Source organism: Pseudomonas sp. NGC7 (assembly GCF_047159675.1).
GTDB lineage: Bacteria > Pseudomonadota > Gammaproteobacteria > Pseudomonadales > Pseudomonadaceae > Aquipseudomonas > Aquipseudomonas kermanshahensis.
In genome coordinates this window covers 2,570,905-2,586,043 of sequence record NZ_BAAFZY010000001.1, presented here as the reverse complement: position 1 = coordinate 2,586,043, position 15,139 = coordinate 2,570,905, and the positions used below count along the sequence as shown (strand labels likewise).

Here is a 15,139-nt window from a genome sequence, read left to right as displayed (position 1 = left end):
CCCACAGGCTGTGGGAGCGGGCTTGCCCGCGAAAGGGCCGGCCCAGGCGCATCAACCCTTTTCGTCCAGCAAGGCCTTCAACACCTGTTCCTGCCCGGTATAATCCCCCTCGCCAAAATGCACGTGGCGTACCTGCCCTGTGCGGTCGACAAAATAATGCGCCGGCCAGAACTGGTTACCCCAGGCATTCCACACCCGGTGATCATTGTCCACCGCCACCGGGTACCCGATCCCCAGCGTCGCCACCTTGTCGCGCAAGGTCGCGACGTCATGCTCGTAGTCATACTCAGGCGTATGCACGCCCACCACCACCAGCCCTTGGTCGGCGTAACGCCGTGCCCAGTCATTCACATGCGGCAGGCTACGCTGGCAGTTGATGCAGTCCCAAGTCCAGAAGTCCACCAGCACCACCTTGCCTTTGAGCGCCGGCGCATCCAGTGGCGGCGAATTCAACCACTGGCTGGCCCCCGCCAGCGACGGCATGGCGCCGTAACTGTCGCGGGCCTCCAGATAGCCCGCCAGGCCGAGGCCTGTCAGGGCCAGCGCAATGCCGCCCACCTTTAACATCAGGCGGCGATCAATTGTCATGGCAACCGCCGGTGGCGTACGAGCGGTATTCCACGCGCTGGTGCTGACCTTTGGAATCGAGGTAGTCCATGCGGGTGTTGACCAGGCCGCAGGTGTTGCCCTGATCATCCTGCACCGAGAGGACTTTCTTCACATCTAGATGATCACCGTAGCGGTACTGCATCACACTGGCATCGTTCATCGCGGTGGTGGCGGCCTGAGCGGCAATGGCGCCGAAACTGAACACGGCAAACAGGCTGACGCTGGCGAAGGCTTTGAGGTTCATGGCAACTCTCCTGTGTAACGCTTTAGGTGGGGAGGGTTGCTCCCCGGTCGAGAGCCATTACACGGCCGCCAGGTATCCCGTATGTGTCACCCGAGCCTGTGATCTGCTTCCTCCTGTATCTCTGTCAACGCCAGATACACTGCAATACAAAACCCCGCAGGCAAGCGCGATAACGCTCGGTACACTGCGCCAACCCCACCCCATACAGGAACGCTGCGCATGGAACACGTCGATCACATCCTGATCGTCGACGACGACCGCGAGATCCGCGAACTGGTCGGCAACTACCTGAAGAAGAACGGCCTGCGGACCAGCATCGTTGCCGATGGCCGGCAGATGCGCGCCTTTCTCGAAGCCAACAGCGTCGACCTGATCGTCCTCGACATCATGATGCCCGGCGACGATGGCCTATTGCTGTGCCGTGAATTGCGTGCCGGCAAACACCGCAACACGCCCGTGCTGATGCTGACCGCACGCAACGACGAGACCGACCGCATCATCGGCCTAGAGATGGGCGCCGACGACTACCTGACCAAACCGTTCTCCGCCCGCGAACTGCTGGCCCGCATCAATGCCGTGCTACGCCGTACGCGCATGCTGCCGCCGAACCTGACCATCAGCGAAAGCAGCCGCCTGCTGGCCTTCGGCCCATGGCGTCTGGACACCACTGCACGCCACCTGCTCGACAGTGAAGACACCCTGGTGGCCCTGAGCGGCGCCGAGTACCGACTGCTGCGGGTATTTCTCGACCACCCGCAGCGGGTGCTCAGCCGCGAGCAACTGCTCAACCTCACCCAGGGTCGTGAGGCGGACATCTTCGACCGTTCCATCGACCTGCTGGTCAGCCGCCTGCGCCAGCGCCTGGGTGATGACGCCCGCGAACCCAGCTGCATCAAGACTGTGCGCAGCGAAGGCTACGTGTTCTCGCTGCCGGTGCAATTGCTTGGGTCGCCCTCATGAAATGGCCCCGTACCCTGGCCTCGCGCCTGGCATTGATCTTCTTCACAGGGCTGGTCCTGGCCTATGGGTTGTCGTTCGGCCTGCAAGCCTACGAGCGCTACATCAGCAGCCGCACGATGATGCTCAGCAACCTGGAGCAGGACGTCGCCACTTCGGTGGCCATCCTCGACCGCCTGCCCGCCGCCGAACGTGCCGCCTGGCTGCCGCGCCTGGAGCGGCGCACCTACCGCTACCACCTTGACCAGGGCCAGGATGGCCAGGCGATGCCGACCAGCGACCCGCCCATGGCCGCCGAGTCGATCGTCAAAGCCATCGGCAACGACTACCGCTTGACCTTCCAAGAGATCCCCGGCCCCAATGCGCATTTTCAGGTGCACTTGAACCTGGCCGATGACGCGCCCCTGACCATCGACGTTACCCCGACCCCCGTACCAATCGCCCGCTGGCTGCCGGTGGTTCTGCTGATCCAACTGGCCGTGCTGTTGCTGTGCACCTGGCTGGCAGTGCGGCTGGCCATCGGCCCGCTCACCCGCCTGTCGCAGGCGGTGGATAACCTCGACCCAGACAAACCCGGTGTGCAACTGGACGAAAGCGGCCCGCGCGAGGTGAAGTACGCCGCCGTTGCCTTCAATGCCTTACAGGCGCGTATCGCGGCCTACCTCAAGGAGCGCATGCAGTTGCTGGCGGCGATCTCCCACGACCTGCAAACCCCCATCACCCGCATGAAGTTGCGGGTCGAAGTGATGGACGAGGGGGTCGAGAAAGACAAGCTGTGGCACGACCTGGATGCCATGGAGCACCTGGTACGTGAAGGTGTGGCCTATGCCCGCAGCATGGACATCAACACCGAAGCCCCGTGCCGGATCAACCTGGATGCCTTCCTCGACAGCCTGGTGTTCGACTACCAGGACAGCGGCGCCCAGGTCGAACGCCACGGCAACGCCGACGGCCTGCTGGAAACCCGCCCGCATGCGCTGCGCAGGGTGTTGGTCAACCTGGTGGACAACGCCTTGAAGTTCGCAGGTAAAGCACAGCTGGAGGTCAGCCGTGAACAAGGATGCACCCGGATTCGAATACTCGATGACGGGCCGGGGATTCCGGAAGATGAGCTCAATGAGGTGCTCAAGCCGTTCTACCGGGTAGAAAGCTCGCGTAACCGCAGTACCGGAGGCACCGGCTTGGGGCTGGCGATCGCGCAGCAATTGACCCAGGCCATGGGTGGGCGCTTGACCCTGAGCAATCGCCAAGGTGGCGGGTTGTGTGCACAGATCGAGTTGAAGTGAGTGCCGCCTGCATCTCGCCCCCCTCAAGGTCTATGCGTGATAGGGATGCCGCCTTACGCAACCGATCGCTACAGTCTGATACACACTGTCGCCTGCGCCGACACACTGCCGATACGCCACCGCTACACACTCCCGGCCACACATTGGCACGCCAGGAGTTAAACCGATGACACGCCCCAACATGACGGCATTTACCCACACCTTCAGCCACATTGACCGGTTCGGAAGCTGGAGCGCCGACTTGCCGCTGCGGCTGTTTCTGGCCTGGGAGTTTTTCGAGTCTGGTCTGGAAAAATACAACGGCACCAACTGGTTCGGCGACCTGCAGTCCAGCTTCCCCTTCCCGTTCAGTGCACTGCCCGCAGCGCTGAACTGGCAACTGTCGATGTGGGCCGAGCTGGTGCTGCCTTTACTGCTGTTGCTTGGCCTGGGCACACGGCTGGCCTCGGCTGGGCTTATGGTCATCACTGTGGTGGCCATTGCTGCGGTGCATTGGCCGGCACAGTGGTCGAGCCTGGCGGAGCTGGCACAGGGTTATGCCATCACCGACCAGGGTTTCGGCAACTTCAAGTTGCCGCTGATCTACCTGGTGGCACTGCTGCCACTGCTGCTCAAGGGGGCCGGGCGCTTGAGCCTTGACCACTGGCTCAACGCGCGGTTCGCAGCCAGGGCATGACGCGTAAATAGCAACGGGCTCGGGGCCAGTCGGCGCCGAGCCCGTTTTTTGTCTCAGGCTGTACCGATGACAATGCCTTGCGCGCGCAGGCTTTCCAGCAATGCCAAGCCTTGCTCCTGATCCCCACCCAATGCGTGCAGACGCGCCAGCCCAGTACCCCTCACCTCTGTGAGCAAGCGATAAGCCATGGGTGCCAGGCGAGCGAAGCGTACCTGCAGCCCGGCGTCGCGGTAGACCAGCAGCAAGGTGGGCAGTTCAGGTGCCTCCTGCGGTTGATAATCCAGGCTGATACGGTCAACTGGCCAACGGTAGGCCAATACCCTGGCCGTGCACGACAGCAGCGGCTCCCCCTGCAGCAGGTCACCCTGCGGGTCATGAGCCGGGTCTTCGGCATCGCTGAGGTACAGCTGGGCCTCGATCCACTCGTAGTGGGCGAGTTCCAACTGCCACGGGGCATCCAGTTCGACGCCCTGGAGGTAGTCGATGAACGCTTCGGCAATTTCGGTGAACAAGGGTGTCTGGCTGCGGTAGTTGGCATAAAAATCCCGCACGCGGGCATGCCAGCGCGGCTCGCCCAAGGTTTGCCGCAGCACCGGAAAGCTGCCGGCCAGCAGGCCTTCGATGGCGCCATAGAACAGCTCACGGTAAACCTTCAGCCGGCGTGCCTCGATGCCAGGCGGTGGGGTATGCCGCTGCGGATCTCGCAGATGCCGCGCCAGCGAGAACTGCTGTTCACGCAACAATTCGCTCATGCGACACCTCCCGCTGCAGCGTGCGAATGCGGTCAGTCTCTTCGAGCAGTTCGGCCAAGGGCGGGTAATTGAAGTCTCGCTCAAGCGTTGTCGGCTGTGCGCCAAAATGCTTGCAGGCCATCGCGAACAACGACCAGACATCCTCCTTCACGGGGGCGCCGTGGGTATCCACCTTGAGGTCCGGGGCCTCGTCGTAGTGCCCCGCCACATGCATGCCGACAACGCGTGCTGGCGGCAGCCCCTGAAGGAAGGCCTGCGCATCGTAGCCATGGTTGCAGGCGTTGACGAACACGTTGTTGACGTCCAGAAGCAGGTCGCAGTCGGCCTCGTCGAGCACGGCGCGAATGAAGTCCAACTCGCTCATCGCCTGGTAGGGCGCCGCGTAATAGCTGATGTTTTCCACGGCGATACGCCTTTGCAAATGGTCCTGGGCCTGGCGAATCCTGGCGGCAACGTGATACACAGCCTCTTGCGTGAAGGGGATCGGCATCAGGTCGTAGAGGTGGCCGTCATCACTGCAATAGCTCAGGTGTTCGCTGTACAGGCGTACCTGATGGCGATCGAGAAAGCGCCGGGTCTGGTCCAGCAAACCCCGGTCCAGCGGCAGGCTGCCGCCCAAGGACAAAGACAGCCCATGGCAGGCCAGCGCAAACCGTTCGGTCAATTGCGCCAGGCCTTGGCCATAGGCGCCTCCGACCCCAATCCAGTTTTCTGGCGCGCACTCCAGAAAATCCACGGCACCGTCTTCCAACGCAAGCAATTCATGCATAAGGCCACGGCGCAGGCCAAGGCCGACAAGCAAGGGTGTGGTCGTCATCGATAAGTCTCCACAACACGCAAAACGCCCCGCCTGACCAGCAGGAGGGGCGTTGTGTCATTCCAAGGGTTTAACTCAGGACTTACCGGTCACTTTGCTGGACGAGGCTTCTCCTGCCTTGCCAGCACCGCCACATTTACCTTCACCGCACTTGCCTTCGCCATGGCTGGTTTTCTTGTCGCCGCCGCACTTGCCCTCACCCTGGGTGGCCTTGCCGCTGCCACCGCACTTGCCTTCACCGCATTTGCCTTCGCCAGGCACCTTTGCCGACGCCAGCTGATACCCCTGGGACATCGGCTCGACAGCGAACGCGCTGCTGCCCAAGGCCATGCTGCCGATCAGGGCGGCGCCAAGCAAGCCGAGGGTATTGCGTGCATGAGTCATGGTGTAGCTCCACTGTGGTTGGAAAGTGGAGCCATTAGGCCGGGTGGGTGTGTCGGGGTTGTATCGCCGAAATCGGCATTTTGTACATGAATCGGTCTGTAGGCCTGCAGGATACAGTGTGATACAGAGCACCCGCCCCCTGCGGCCAGTGGCGGGTGAAGGCTGTCAGTCTTCCAGCGGCTTGGGCGGCGCTGCGGGCTTGGCAGGTTTGACGGGTTTGGCCGGCTTGCTGTCCTTGCCCTTGGTTTCAGGTGCCACCGCGACAGGCTCTGGCGCAGTCACGGCCTTCTCGCTCGCCGGCAGTTCATCGACCGCCTTGAGGATGGCCTGCGGGTCGATTGGCTCACCCGTGGCGTCGTCCTTGAGCATGTGCCGTTCTCCGTCCTTGCCCACCAGGATCACCTTGGTGCCCGCGCTCGCGCCAAGCTTGAGTTCGCGGATCAGGGCCATGGTGGTCTGCTGCTCGAGGTTTTTGTCCTCGCGCTTGCCGACCATCTTGGCAACGCTATACAGCACCAGGCTGCGCTCTTTGAAGGCTTTCTGAATTTCCGGGTCTTCCAAGGCTTTGTTCAACCCACGCAATGTCGGGTCGGCAGAACTGGGAGCAATGATCACCAGAGGCCGTGCCTTGCCCAGCTCCTTGGCCAATGGAGCGTCGCTGTCGGCGGCGAACAGTGGGCCGGTGACGGCGAGCAAGGTAGCGAGGGTCAGTGACCGGACGAGCATACACATCTCCTTAATGTCTCGATAAACCAATGACTACAGATCACGGAGAAAAATCCGACCTGGAGCCTAAACCACTTCAAAAGCTGCGTGGCGAAGGAAAAGTAACTGACAATTTCCAGCCATGTATCAGATCAGGATGACGGACTTTGCCGAAAAGGCCGCCTCCTGACTGAGCATAGCCCAAAGCCACTGCTGGCAAGGCTGCGCTACGCCTCACACGCGGTGTTGTTATACGTCGATGGCAGCGCCCGGAGGCCCGGCCTCCAATGCCGCCAGTGTCATGTCGAGCATCAACCCGCGCCGGGCAGCGCGCTGTGCCGCAAGAATCGCATCTGACTCCGCCTGCCTGGCCTCGTCCGTCAACGCCTCATCGTCAAGCACGCGATCCAGGCGGCGCCGGAACGGCCTGTCCACTTGCGCGAAGCGTTCAGGGTGAGCACGCTCCAGGTGCCCTTGCCAGAACGTTCGGTCCACCAGCGAACGTGCGATTTCCTCTTGCGTCTCGGCCTCGAGCACTTGCGCCTGCGCCCGCGCAAGATGCTCTTCCGTGACACCTGCCAGGGGGCGAAAACTCATGTCGCCCACTGCAATGGGCAAGTTCAGGCGGTCCCGCAACCCGAGTCGATAGGCGAGCCCCACTTCGCTTTCGTCCGGGTTGCCGCCGCGTGCCAGGATGTCCAGCACAGCCAGTCGGTCGACTTCATCCAGGCGCCACAACCGCCGCCCCAACGCAAGCAAGGCCTGCTCGGTATTGCCTGGGTCATCGGTCCGGGCGCGCCACACCAACACGTTCAACTCAAGGTTGCTGAGGCACCATGTCGCGCCGTCCTGGCAACCCCACTCATCGTTGGCGATGTCTATCAAGGCTTCGCGCAGGGCCGGCTCCCGGGCCATTGCCTGCAGCACGGCCAATACCCGCAGGGCGAGCGCTTCGGCATTGATGTGAAAATCGGCGGACTGCAGCAACTGCTGAAGGACGCGGAAGAAGCGATCTGCCGGCTCCCCTATGTCTACCGACTCCCACGCCGCCATCAGCAGGCCCCGATAGCGCGGCCCGACAGCATCCCCCCAAACGACTCGGGCACGCTCGAGTTGTTCGTAAAGCAACACCTCGTCCGTCGGCATGACCGGCCCCATTAGCGCCGCCTGGAGGCGAATCAGTTCGGCGTTCTCCAATGGGTTGCCGGCCAACCTGATGCGCCGCCGAAAGCCCGGTGCCAGTTGATAGAACCACTCTGGAATCCGCGTGAGGCGGTTTTCGCGCATATCCATGTAAACCAGGCTTAAGCGGCTCTGCACGCCGTGCGGAAAATGCGTTAGCCCAGTATTGCGCAAGTTCAGCCAGCGAAGAGCGGTGAGCCCATCCAAGGTGAAAGTGCGCCCCAGTGGGTTATGGGACAGATCGATGTACTCCAGGGTTGTGGAGCTTGCCAGGGTGGCAGCCTGGCTGGTAGTCAACACGATCTGGTTGTTGGTCAGGGTCAACTGACGCAAGTGCCGCATTTCCAGCAAAGGCTGCGGCAAGCGAGTCAGCAAATTCCCCCCCAGGTCAAGTAACCGTGCACGCGGGAAGGCGAGCAGAAAGCTCGCTGGTACATCCTGCAATTCCATACGCAGCAGTGATACATCGGAAACATGAGCAAAGCTGACCTGTGCTGGCATTTCCGGCAGCTCCCCAGGCCGCATGTTGTACAAGACCATGCGGTAGTTGTGGTCGGTGTCGAGGTGGGTTTGCCCTGCGTCGGTGGTGCGCCGCCAGCAATCTAGCAGCGTGTTACGCATGCAGATACGGTCTTCCCTCACAGCACCTTCAGCGTCCCCAACCCACCCTTCCAAGCTGTTGCGCAGCACCCTGTACTCTGCCCGCAGCGTGGCCAATACAGCTTCCACCTGACGCCCCGAACGCCGTACATTGTCGGTCCATGTAGCCACCTGTTCGTCACTGAACGAAGGAAACAGGTCACGCACCGACGCTGCCAGCGCCCGCTCTGGCCGGCCTGGGCCACCCGAGTTACGGCCACCCAAGGGGTAACCCAGACGGCCGTCGGCCAAACGCTGGGGTGGGCGGAACATTCCCCTAGGCTGCACACCCAGCAACCCTTCAAGCTCGCTACGACGCCGCACCGCCTCACGCGCCAGCACAACCCTAAGGTTATGGGCGAAGGGCTCCGCTACCTGCATCGCCCCCCGCTGGGACGGTGAATAGGCTGCGGCCATCACCTCGAACAACTCGCCCGCCTCGCCTTGCGGCACCGCGTGAGCATCCAGCAATTGGAACATGCCCGCGTGGTGCAGCAAATCGAATGCCTGCGCGCCGTCCTCGGTCGACGCCAGCAGCGGCCCACCGCGATGGCCTTCGAACAAGCGCCAACGCACGCCTTGGCCAGTGCCAGGCAAGTGCTTGAGCAGCCCCAGTGCGACACGCGCCAAGTCGGCATTCTGTGGGGTATCCAGGCTCAACGCTTCAAGTACCCTGACCTTGCGAATGGTCGCCACAGCGCGCCTGGCCGCTTCGGCCAGGTTCAATGGCACGCGGCCAGTTTGCAGCAACCGCCGTCGGTCATCCCCATTGGCCGCCGTCAGCAGCGCCTGCGCGGCCCGCGGGTGCAACCCCGGAAACACATTACGCAGCAAAGCACTGCCCGGGCTGTCGCTGACCTGCACAGCGTCATACACATGCCCCAATAAAAGGCGCCGCTGGGCCCAGACGAGCTCGGCCAGCAGCGGGTCCGACGCACCGGCTGCCCCCGGCAAGCGCTGGGCATGCTGCAGCACGGTGGCGTCCTCGACCGGCTCGCCCGCACGCAAGCAACTGATCATCTGGCGAATCCGTTGATCGATCCTGCAACGCTCGGCGCTGTCGAGCATGCCGGCCTCGGGCGCACGCCCATACACATGCAGGGCCCGCAGGTGATCCGCACCGAGGTCATGAAACCCCAGCACTTGGTCGATCTGCTCGTCAGTCATGCTGTTTAACGGTGTACCAAGGCGGCGGAACATGCGGTGGATGTCATCCCATTGCGCAGGTTGCTCGCTCCAGACCCGCCAGGCGCCGGCACCGTTGTGACGCAGCGCAGGCCCATTGCCGCTGCGCGGGCGAAGCTGCCATTGGCCATCGCTGCCGGGGCCGACCACAGGGTAGTGGTGGCCGTCCATTTCGACCCAGGCCTGCCCGGCGTGGCGTCGAATCCCCAAGGCATCCTGCGTAGCCGCAGGCCCCGGCGCGACGCTGCGGTAAGGTGCCAAGTCCTGCTGCCAAAGCTTGCTGCCACCGTCCTCCAGCTGTGCAGGCACCATCGCATCGACCACGGCAGAACGCGCCCACAACCGCCGCGCCACCGTAACGCCCGCCACCGTCGCTGCAATAACCGCAAGGTCAGTGGCGACGTGGGTCAAATGGTCGAGTGCCTCCTGGGCATCACCCGCCTGCAAGGCCTCGATGCCATGGTAAACCTCGCCCAGCAACTCCCAGACAGTCACCGCAAGCATGACCAGGCCCAGGCCCGGGACAAAAAACGACGCCAGGTTCAACAGCAGCCAGCCTTCGGCAGCCAGTCGCTCGTCATGGGCACGCTGGACATCGCGGTCGAGCCGCGCCACCGGCACCGCGATCATTGCCGCATCCTCTTTGATCTGGCGGATACGCGACTGTGCGAGGCTGTTGAACAGCGGTGATGGGTAGGCCTGCAAACGGGGGGCGAGGTCATAACTTGCCCAGGCCGGCAGGTCGTCAAAAATGGGCGTTACCGTGGCGAAGAATGCCTGGCTATCGCGCCTGAGCACGAAGCGGCTGAAGAATCGCTGATACGTCTTGACGCGCAAGCGATGGCCCAGTTCACGGTTCAGGTCACTGAGGCTGTCGAATGCACTCCAAGGCGCCACCGGGTCTCCCGGCACATACATCAGCAAACGCCGAGTGGTGTTGAACAAGGGGCCTTGATCGATCACCTCCAACACCACCACCTGCTCAAGGGCATACCCGAGCAGCTTCAGCTGCTTGGCCACCACCAGGTCACCTGCCAGGCGCAGCAGCTTGCCCTCGAGGCACATGCCCACCAGCAATCTCAACTCGCTGGCATCCAGCAGGTTGTCTTGCCGGGCCTTGTAGCCGTCCACCAGCATGGCGTAGCGCATGGCATCGACCAGCAACGTCTCGACGCGTTTTTCGTCATTGGCCGGTTTCAGAATGCTGTCCAGATGCTGCTGATAGCCCTGCCCCAGGTCGAGCTCGCGGCACAGCGCAGCAAAGGCTACGGCGGTGGGCGGTTTGCGCGCGCCCGAGCGCGGTACCAGCAACCGGTTGCCCGCCGGCTGGCCACCTGCACTGGCCTGTGCGGCGGTAAAGTTGCGCAGTGCCACCTCAAGCAGTGGTTTTTCGTCGTACACCACTTCTGTGAGGTGAGCCCCCACCGGCTGGGCGTTGATCACCGGTTCACGGCGCCCTTCGAGAAACTTCAACCGGTGCAGGTTGTAGGTAACCCCGTAACGCTCGCTGAGCGCCTTCTCCAGCCGGGAGGCGACGAAGCCATCGATGTTTTCGATGCGCATCAGCAACGCGCCCAGGTGCTGACGGCTTTCAAGGCTCTTGGCCAAGGCGTGGCTGATCGCAGGCAGTTGGTCAATGGGCGCCTGTCGCAACCAACGGGGCAGGCGCTTGCCGATGAAATCATCCTGAAACGCGTCGCTGTCGTGCTGCAGCGTGTCGGGGCGGACGACGGCATTGCCCGCAGCCTGATCCTCTGGCGAGTGTGTAGTGCCCATGCGTAAAGCCTCTTGTGGGTAAAGAGGCCAAGCCTAGGCAGCCGCGGTTTGTCGAGGCGCTAGATAGGTAATGCCTGTGCTCAGAACAGCTGTAGCTGGCGGCCGGTCAACGCCGCGAAATCATCCCCGACGAAGGGCAGGATGGCGTCGGCCACCGGTTGCAGTTGGCGGCTCAGGTAATGCTCGTAATCGATGGGTGCCTGCAGGCTCTCCAAGGGTTCAGGGCCGGCGGTGGTCATCAGGTAGCTGATCCAGCCGCCGTTCTGGTACTGCCGGGGGCGGCCGAGGCGGCTGTTGTACTCATCGGCCAGGCGCGCGGCGCGCACATGCGGCGGCACGTTACGCTGGTAATCGGCCAGCGGACGACGCAAGCGCTTGCGGTACACCATCAGCTCATCGAATTCGCCGGCCAAGGTCTGCTGCACGTACTGGCGCACATAGTCGCGGTACGGTTGACCACGGAAGATCCGCCCGTAAAGCGCCTGCTGAAATTCCCGGGCCAGCGGCGACCAGTCGGTGCGTACCGACTCCAGGCCTTTGTAGACCATCTCCTCGCTGCCGTCGGCGCGCTGCACCAGCCCCGCGTAGCGCTTCTTGCTGCCTTCTTCGGTACCGCGGATGGTCGGCATCAGAAAGCGTCGGTAATGGGTTTCGAACTGCAACTCCAGGGCACTCTCCAGGCCCATCGAATCACTCAAGTGCCGGCGCCACCAGTGGTTGACCTCGGCCACCAGCTCGCGGCCGATGCGTGCTGCAGCATCCTCGTCATGGGCGCCTTTGAGCCAGACGAAGGTGGAATCAGTATCGCCATAGATCACATCGAAACCGCGGGCTTCGATCAGTTCGCGGGTCTGGCGCATGATCTGGTGCCCGCGCATTGTGATCGACGATGCCAGGCGCGGGTCGAAGAAGCGGCAGCCACTGGAGCCCAGTACGCCGTAGAAGGCATTCATGATGATTTTGAGGGCTTGCGACAGCGGCGCGTTGCCCGCGCGCTTGGCCGCCTCCCTGCCCTGCCATACCCGCTCGACAATGGCCGGCAGGCAGTGCTGGCTGCGCGAAAAGCGCCCCCCGCGAAAACCTTCGACCGCATGTTGCGGGTCGGGCTGACGCAAGCCTTCGACGAGGCCCACCGGGTCGATCAGGAAGGTACGGATGATCGAGGGGTAGAGGCTCTTGTAGTCCAGCACCAGCACCGAATCGTAGAGGCCAGGGCGCGAATCCATGACAAAACCGCCGGGGCTGGCTTCGTCCGGGCGGCTGCCGAGGTTGGGCGCGACAAAGCCCAAACGGTGCATCTGCGGTATGTACAAATGGCAGAACGCGGCCACCGAACCGCCGCTTCGGTCCACGGCCAAGCCGGTGACCGAGGCGCGTTCGAGCAGGAACTCGAGCAGCCGGGTGTGGGCGAAGATGCGCGTGACCAGTTCGCAGTCCTTAAGGTTGTAGCGCGCCAACGACGGTTTGTCCTCGGCGAACATGCGGTTGATTTCATCCATGCGCTGGTAGGGCGTGCTGATCGCCTTGCCCTCACCCAGCAGCGTTTGGGCAACGCTCTCCAGGCTGAACGATGGGAAGCTCCAGGTTGCCGAACGCAAGGCTTCGATGCCGTCGATCAGCAAGCGCCCAGGGGCATCGGCGAACACGTGGCCGCCGCTGGCGTGAGGGCGCAAGGTCATGAGCGCGCCGTTGCGGCCTAGGGCCAAAGGCACCTGCAGGTGCTTGGCGTGTTCGTGCAACAGGCGCAGGTCGAACTGCACCAGGTTCCAGCCGATGATCGCATCTGGGTCGTGGCGGGCCATCCATTGGTTGAGGCAATCGAGCAGCGCGGCAGGGTCGTCGCAGTACTGCAGGTCGAAGTCCACCACGCTGCTGTCGCCATTGGCCGGGCCGACCATGTACACCTGGCGCTGGCCGCAGCCTTCGAGGGCGATGCTGTAAAGCTCGCCGCGCTCGCTGGTTTCGATATCCAGCGACACCAGGCGCAGCGGCGGTCGGTAGTCTGGCAGTGGCTTGAGCTGTGCGTCGCAGAGCACGCCGTGGGCGTCTGGCTGGCCAGTGAACTGCACCGGGGCCGTGATGAAGCGCTCCATCAGGTAGCGCTCGGGGGGGCGGATATCGGCTTCGTACACCTCGACGCCGGCGTTGCGCAGACGTTGCTCCAGTTGCATCAACTGGCGATGCTGGCGGCAGTACAAGCCCAGCACCGGGCGCTGATCGAAGTCGCGCAGTTGCAAGGGCTTAAGCTCGACACCCGGCTCGTTGGCCAGCAGCACGCGCGCATGTTCAGCCTGCGCCTGCGCGATGAACGCCACCGAGACTTGCGGCGCCAGGCGCAGCTGGCGCGGGCCCTGGTCCGTCGCCAGCCAGAACTCCACGCACGTGCCTTCGGGTGTGTCATGCCAATGCCGGGTCAGGACAAAGCCCTGCTGCAATTCCACCGCGTGGACCTCTGATCGTCTGTTGTGCTGTAAGTGACGATTCTACCCTGTGCAGGGCAATTCAGGGCTGCCATATCCGGCTTTGCCCTCAGATCCGACTTGGCCTCTGTAGGAGCAGCCTTGTGCTGCGAAGAGGCCGGTAAACCTGGCAGAGTTGCATGGTCAGTACTGGCCTCTTCGCAGCACAAGGCTGCTCCTACAACGACCGCGCAGGCCTGGGAAACTATCGGGAGCCGGCCTTGAACCCGCCACGGCGCCCTGCCCAGGCCAGCAGCCACGCCAGGCCAATCAATACCAGCGCCACGGGGCCAAACCAGGCGACGCCCGCCCCGGTCAGCAGCAACCCGCCGATAATCCCGCCCAAGGCAATGGCGCTGTTCCATACCGTCACCAGCATCGACTGCGCCACGTCACCGCCCTCGCCCGCTGCATCTGCGCAGGCCGTCTGCAACAGTGTTGGCGCGCCGCCGTAGGTCACACCCCACAGCGCGATGCTCAGGTACAGGGCCCACGAGGACGCCTGCCCCAGCATCAGCGTGGCCACGGCAAAACCGGCCAGGCTGAGCAGCACCAGCGTGCGCAGGTGCCGATCGACCAATAGCCCGACCAGGCCGATGCCCGCCAGCGCCGACAAGCCGAACACCATCAACACCTGGCCGATTTCGGCGGCCATCCCCGCCACCGCCAGCAGCGGCACGATGTAGGTATAGAGAATGTTGTGGCCGAGGATCCAGGTCATGATCACCAACAGCACCAACGCCACGCCAGGTGTGCGCAACACCTGCAGCGCCGCCGGTCGCTTGCCGGCTGCCTGCCCCGGGTAGTCCGGCACAGCGCGCAACACCCAGACGACCAGCAGCAGCGCCACCACAGTGACCACGACAAAGGTGGCCCGCCACCCCAGCAGTGCTCCCAACCAGGTGCCGATGGGCAAGCCGAGGGACAAGGCTATCGGCTGGCCGAGCATGGCCACCGCCATCGCCCGCCCCTGCAAGGCCACCGGCACCATGCGCCGGGCATGGCCGGCAATCAATCCCCAAGCCAGGCCGGCTGCGGCACCGGTCAAAAAGCGCAGCACCAGGGTAAGGGCATTGGACGACGACAAGGCCGTCAACCCGTTGAACAGCACGAAGCCACCAATCGCCAGCAGCAGTGCACGGCGGCGATACCAGCCTTGGGTCAGGGTCACCAGTGGGATGGCCGTCAGCAGCGAGCCCAATGCATACGCCGTGACCCACTGCCCGGCCATGGCCTGACTGATCGCCATGCCGCCGGCGATCTGGTCCAGCAGGCCGGCAGGCAGGGTTTCGCTGAGGATGGCAATGAAGCCGGTCATCGCCAGGGCCAGCAGGCCGCTCAAGGGTAAGCGCTCGGCGCTGTCACCCAGTAGCGGTGCGGAAGAAGTCTGGGACATTGCAGGATGCCTTGAAGTGGTGATCGAGGCCGGCAGTGTGCATGCCGGGGGTATTGCGGAAAAAGATGGGTA

The 15,139-nt window shown here is 63.3% G+C and carries 11 protein-coding genes and 1 pseudogene; 3 read left to right on the top strand and 9 right to left on the bottom strand.

Going from position 1 to position 15,139, the window contains the following annotated elements; all coding sequences use genetic code 11:
- Nucleotides 1–51: 51 nt before the first annotated feature.
- Together ACMCNM_RS11765 and ACMCNM_RS11760 are read right to left on the bottom strand one after the other, a co-directional pair.
- Nucleotides 52–567 (bottom strand): thioredoxin family protein, encoded by a 516-nt coding sequence (locus ACMCNM_RS11765; RefSeq protein ID WP_186679034.1) that lies wholly within the window; start codon nucleotides 565–567, stop codon nucleotides 52–54.
- Between the two features lie 10 nt (nucleotides 568–577).
- On the bottom strand, nucleotides 578–853 hold the full coding sequence (locus ACMCNM_RS11760; protein ID WP_099453530.1) for a DUF2790 domain-containing protein: 276 nt from the start codon (nucleotides 851–853) through the stop codon (nucleotides 578–580).
- Between the two features lie 219 nt (nucleotides 854–1,072).
- On the opposite strand from ACMCNM_RS11760, the gene ACMCNM_RS11755 reads away from it, so the two are divergent.
- The 3 genes from ACMCNM_RS11755 to ACMCNM_RS11745 all read left to right on the top strand — a co-directional run bounded on the left by ACMCNM_RS11755 (nucleotide 1,073) and on the right by ACMCNM_RS11745 (nucleotide 3,772).
- Nucleotides 1,073–1,813, top strand: a complete 741-nt coding sequence (locus tag ACMCNM_RS11755; RefSeq protein WP_412764389.1) for a response regulator — start codon at nucleotides 1,073–1,075, stop codon at nucleotides 1,811–1,813.
- On the top strand, nucleotides 1,810–3,096 hold the full coding sequence (locus ACMCNM_RS11750; protein WP_412764388.1) for a sensor histidine kinase: 1,287 nt from the start codon (nucleotides 1,810–1,812) through the stop codon (nucleotides 3,094–3,096). Before ACMCNM_RS11755 ends, ACMCNM_RS11750 begins: the two co-directional genes overlap by 4 nt.
- A 166-nt stretch (nucleotides 3,097–3,262) precedes the next feature.
- Nucleotides 3,263–3,772 carry a DoxX family protein gene (locus ACMCNM_RS11745; RefSeq protein WP_412764387.1) on the top strand — a complete coding sequence of 170 codons (510 nt, stop codon included), beginning with the start codon at nucleotides 3,263–3,265 and terminating at the stop codon, nucleotides 3,770–3,772.
- A 53-nt stretch (nucleotides 3,773–3,825) separates the two neighbouring features.
- Here the strand turns inward: ACMCNM_RS11745 and ACMCNM_RS11740 are convergent, their stop codons facing one another.
- The 7 genes and pseudogenes from ACMCNM_RS11740 to ACMCNM_RS11710 all read right to left on the bottom strand — a co-directional run bounded on the left by ACMCNM_RS11740 (nucleotide 3,826) and on the right by ACMCNM_RS11710 (nucleotide 15,067).
- Complete coding sequence (locus ACMCNM_RS11740; RefSeq protein WP_186678793.1) at nucleotides 3,826–4,524, bottom strand: DUF2063 domain-containing protein; 699 nt, start codon at nucleotides 4,522–4,524, stop codon at nucleotides 3,826–3,828.
- Complete coding sequence (locus ACMCNM_RS11735) at nucleotides 4,505–5,341, bottom strand: DUF692 domain-containing protein (protein ID WP_412764386.1); 837 nt, start codon at nucleotides 5,339–5,341, stop codon at nucleotides 4,505–4,507. The genes ACMCNM_RS11740 and ACMCNM_RS11735 overlap by 20 nt, the downstream gene beginning before the upstream one ends.
- Nucleotides 5,342–5,455: 114 nt before the next feature.
- Nucleotides 5,456–5,857 (bottom strand): annotated as a pseudogene (locus tag ACMCNM_RS11730) (calcium sensor EFh); the annotation flags it as partial.
- Between the two features lie 33 nt (nucleotides 5,858–5,890).
- Nucleotides 5,891–6,451 carry a DUF4174 domain-containing protein gene (locus tag ACMCNM_RS11725; protein WP_186678798.1) on the bottom strand — a complete coding sequence of 187 codons (561 nt, stop codon included), beginning with the start codon at nucleotides 6,449–6,451 and terminating at the stop codon, nucleotides 5,891–5,893.
- Between the two features lie 228 nt (nucleotides 6,452–6,679).
- Nucleotides 6,680–11,212 (bottom strand): NEL-type E3 ubiquitin ligase domain-containing protein, encoded by a 4,533-nt coding sequence (locus ACMCNM_RS11720; protein WP_412764385.1) that lies wholly within the window; start codon nucleotides 11,210–11,212, stop codon nucleotides 6,680–6,682.
- Between the two features lie 80 nt (nucleotides 11,213–11,292).
- Nucleotides 11,293–13,653, bottom strand: coding sequence for a DNA polymerase II (locus tag ACMCNM_RS11715; RefSeq protein ID WP_412764384.1), 2,361 nt, complete (start codon nucleotides 13,651–13,653; stop codon nucleotides 11,293–11,295).
- Between the two features lie 223 nt (nucleotides 13,654–13,876).
- A complete protein-coding gene (locus tag ACMCNM_RS11710; protein ID WP_412764383.1) occupies nucleotides 13,877–15,067 on the bottom strand; it encodes an MFS transporter in 1,191 nt (396 codons plus the stop codon).
- Nucleotides 15,068–15,139 lie beyond the last annotated feature (72 nt).

Coding starts and splice junctions, on each gene's coding strand:
- ACMCNM_RS11765 (WP_186679034.1), bottom strand. CDS start 567: ATGTTAAAGGTGGGCGGCATTGCGCTGGCCCTGACAGGCCTCGGCCTG.
- ACMCNM_RS11760 (WP_099453530.1), bottom strand. CDS start 853: ATGAACCTCAAAGCCTTCGCCAGCGTCAGCCTGTTTGCCGTGTTCAGT.
- ACMCNM_RS11755 (WP_412764389.1), top strand. CDS start 1,073: ATGGAACACGTCGATCACATCCTGATCGTCGACGACGACCGCGAGATC.
- ACMCNM_RS11750 (WP_412764388.1), top strand. CDS start 1,810: ATGAAATGGCCCCGTACCCTGGCCTCGCGCCTGGCATTGATCTTCTTC.
- ACMCNM_RS11745 (WP_412764387.1), top strand. CDS start 3,263: ATGACACGCCCCAACATGACGGCATTTACCCACACCTTCAGCCACATT.
- ACMCNM_RS11740 (WP_186678793.1), bottom strand. CDS start 4,524: ATGAGCGAATTGTTGCGTGAACAGCAGTTCTCGCTGGCGCGGCATCTG.
- ACMCNM_RS11735 (WP_412764386.1), bottom strand. CDS start 5,341: ATGACGACCACACCCTTGCTTGTCGGCCTTGGCCTGCGCCGTGGCCTT.
- ACMCNM_RS11725 (WP_186678798.1), bottom strand. CDS start 6,451: ATGCTCGTCCGGTCACTGACCCTCGCTACCTTGCTCGCCGTCACCGGC.
- ACMCNM_RS11720 (WP_412764385.1), bottom strand. CDS start 11,212: ATGGGCACTACACACTCGCCAGAGGATCAGGCTGCGGGCAATGCCGTC.
- ACMCNM_RS11710 (WP_412764383.1), bottom strand. CDS start 15,067: ATGTCCCAGACTTCTTCCGCACCGCTACTGGGTGACAGCGCCGAGCGC.